Origin of the sequence: Streptomyces sp. UNOC14_S4 (assembly GCF_020740835.1) — a bacterium.
GTDB lineage: Bacteria > Actinomycetota > Actinomycetes > Streptomycetales > Streptomycetaceae > Streptomyces.
In genome coordinates this window covers 1-2778 of sequence record NZ_JAINFC010000733.1, presented here as the reverse complement: position 1 = coordinate 2778, position 2778 = coordinate 1, and the positions used below count along the sequence as shown (strand labels likewise).

Below are 2778 nucleotides of genomic sequence, written 5' to 3'. Positions count from 1 at the left end.
CACCAGGAACGCACCGCGCAGCGCTCCCCTGGCCGCCCGGGCGCGGGAAACCGCGAACCCGGCGGCCAGAGTGAGCGGGACGACGAGGGCGTCGTGGACGAGGAGGAACCCGCCCAGCCACTCGGCCACCTCCCACGGGTCCTGCGCGTCCGGCCCGGACAGCAGGAACCACGCCCCCGCACCCATCAGGGCAAGGCCGCACGCGCCCACGAACATCCGCGCCGTCACAGCGCCTCCACCCGGGCGACCCATTTGGTCTGCAGTACGCCGGGCCGGTTCGGGGCGATGATCCGGGCCGGGTAGCCATGGTCGTAGGACAGCTCCTCGCCGTTGAGGCGCAGGGCGAGGAGGGTGAGCGGGTCCTGGGCGTAGGTGTGGGGCATCGTCATGACCCGGTACGCGCCGTGCGCCTGGAGCGAGGTCACCCGGATCAGGGCGCCGGGCGGCGCGCCCGCGCGGTCCAGCAGGTCGCGCACGCGGACGCCCGTCCAGCGCGCGGACCTGCTCCAGCCCTCCACGCACGCGATGGGCAGGACCACCTCCCGCTGCGGCAGGGCGCGCAGCTCGTCGAGGGTGAGCGTGTAGGGGCGCGGGCCGTCGACGCGCAGGCGCCAGTCGCGTACGGCGCCGGGGGTCACCCCGGCCTGCGCGGCGGTGCGGTTGACGGGCAGGCCCTGCGGGCCGTGGTCCGGGTGGCGGGGCGCCAGCAGGTCCAGCGCGGCGAGCGGGGTGAACGACTGCCCGGCCGTCGTCACCGTCACCGCCCCGGCCGCCAGGCCCACGGCCGTGAGCAGCGACCGCCGGTCCACGTCGTCCTCGGCGGGCAGCGCCAGGGTTCCGGGCGAACGCCGCCGCCAATGGGCCCTGATCTCCGGTGCCTTGACGGCGAGATGCAGGACGAGCGCGCCGGTCAGCAGCCAGCCCACGGCGAAGTGCACGGGGACGAAGGAGAACGGATACGGGTACCACTGGGCGATGTTGAGCAGCCCGGAGGCCAGCTCGAACAAGGCCGTCGCCACGAGCACCGCCACAGACAGCCGCTCCAGCGCGTGCCGCACGGACCGGACGACGGGCCGGGCGAACAGCCGCGGGTAGACCGTCCACAGCTTCGCCAGCAGCAGCGGCACGGCGGCGGTGCCGGACGCCACGTGCAGGCCCTGGCTCACCCGGTAGCCCCACAGCGGGCGGCTGGGCAGCACGTCGGCGAGGGGGCCCGGGTGCTGGAGGAGGTGGCTGATCAGCCCGGTCACGAAGCACACGGCGACGGCCGCGCCCAGCCAACGGCCGATCGCCGTCGCGGTACGGGCGTCGTGCAGACGGCCGCGGAAACGGGGCGCCGGGAGCCGCGCGGCGAGAGGGAGGGGGAGCTTCATGCCCCCATCACAGCGTGCGCGGGCCCCCGCCAGGCATGATCACCTCCTTACGAAACGCGGACATCCGCGCAGGTCCGGCCCCTTGCGCGGGGTGCCGCTGCCAGGCTGGGCCGGGTGAATCACCGCACTGCGCCCACCGTCACCTCCGCCCTGCTCGCCGCGCTCGCCGTGGTCCTCGCCGTGGCCGTCCGCGGCGACGGCTACTTCACCGACCCGGCCGCGCTGACCGGCTGGTACGCGGTCGCGTGGGCGCTGTTCGCGGCGGCCGCCTGGTCGCTTCGCTCGGTGTCCGCCCGGCACGTCGTGCCGCTGGTCCTCGCCGGGTCGGTCGCCGTGGCCGCCACGGGGCTGCTGGCGGAGCCGCGTACCAGCTCGGACGTGTACCGCTACATCTGGGACGGGCGGGTGCAGGCCGCGGGCATCTCCCCGTACGACCACGTACCGGCCGATCCGGCACTGGCGCGTCTGCGGGACCGCGGGCTGTTCCCGGAGGGCGCGGAGTGCGAGCGTCCCGAGCGCTTCAGGATCGCCCCGGACAGCGGCCCGGTCACGTGCACCCGTATCAACCGGCCATACGTCCACACCATTTACCCGCCCGTCGCCGAGGGCTGGTTCCTGCTGGTGCACGAGCTCTCGCCGCCCGGGGCCCGGCACAAGCCGTTCCAGGTGGGCGGCGCGGTGCTCGCCGTGGCCACCTCCGGGCTGCTGCTGTACGTACTGCGCCGCCGCGGCGGTGACGGCCGGGCCGCCGCGCTGTGGGCGTGGTGCCCGGCCGTGGCCTTCGAGGCGGTCAACAACGCCCATGCCGACGCGCTGAGCGTCCTGTTCACCGTCGCGGGCCTCGCCGTCGTCAGCACCCGCCGCGCGGGGGGCGGCGCGCTCCTCGGCGCGGGCATCGCGACGAAGCTGCTGCCCGCCGTCACCCTGCCGGGCGCCGTCGGCGGGCTGCGCGGCAGGGGCGTGGGCGGGGTGCGCGCGGCGGCCACGGTGCTGCTCTCCGCGACCGCCGTCGTCGCGGCCGGCTATCTGCCGTACGTCCTGGCGTCGGACGGTTCCGTGCTCGGCTACCTGAGCGGCTACACGCGCGAGGAGGGCTACGACGACGCCACCGTGAAGAACCGGTACGCGCTGCTGCGGCTGGTGCTCCCGGACACCTGGGCCCTGCCCGCCGCGCTCGCCGTCCTCGCGGTGGTCGTGGCGTACGTGCTCCGCCGCGGCGACCCGGACCGCCCCTGGCGAGGCTCGCTGCTGGTCACGGGCTGGGCCTTCCTGCTGCTGACGCCCGGCTACTCGTGGTACGCGCTGCTGCTCGTCGCCCTGGTCGCGCTGGACGGCCGCTGGGAGTGGCTGGCCGTGGCGGCGGCGGGCGCGGCGAAGTACGTGGGCGGCCGCGCGGTACCCGACG

2 protein-coding genes and 1 pseudogene are annotated in these 2778 nt (G+C 75.6%); 1 reads left to right on the top strand and 2 read right to left on the bottom strand.

What is annotated here, in order from left to right; genetic code table 11:
* Positions 1-228: pseudogene (locus K6I34_RS35060) on the bottom strand (hypothetical protein); the annotation flags it as partial.
* A complete protein-coding gene (locus K6I34_RS35055) occupies positions 225-1373 on the bottom strand; it encodes a molybdopterin-dependent oxidoreductase (RefSeq protein ID WP_229332072.1) in 1149 nt (382 codons plus the stop codon). The gene K6I34_RS35055 and the pseudogene K6I34_RS35060, both read right to left, overlap by 4 nt.
* Before the next feature lie 114 nt (positions 1374-1487).
* Between K6I34_RS35055 and K6I34_RS35050 the strand changes: the two genes are divergently transcribed.
* The coding region (locus tag K6I34_RS35050; protein ID WP_229332071.1) for a glycosyltransferase 87 family protein at positions 1488-2778 on the top strand (1291 nt) is incomplete at its 3' end.

Coding starts and splice junctions, on each gene's coding strand:
- K6I34_RS35055 (WP_229332072.1), bottom strand. CDS start 1,373: ATGAAGCTCCCCCTCCCTCTCGCCGCGCGGCTCCCGGCGCCCCGTTTC.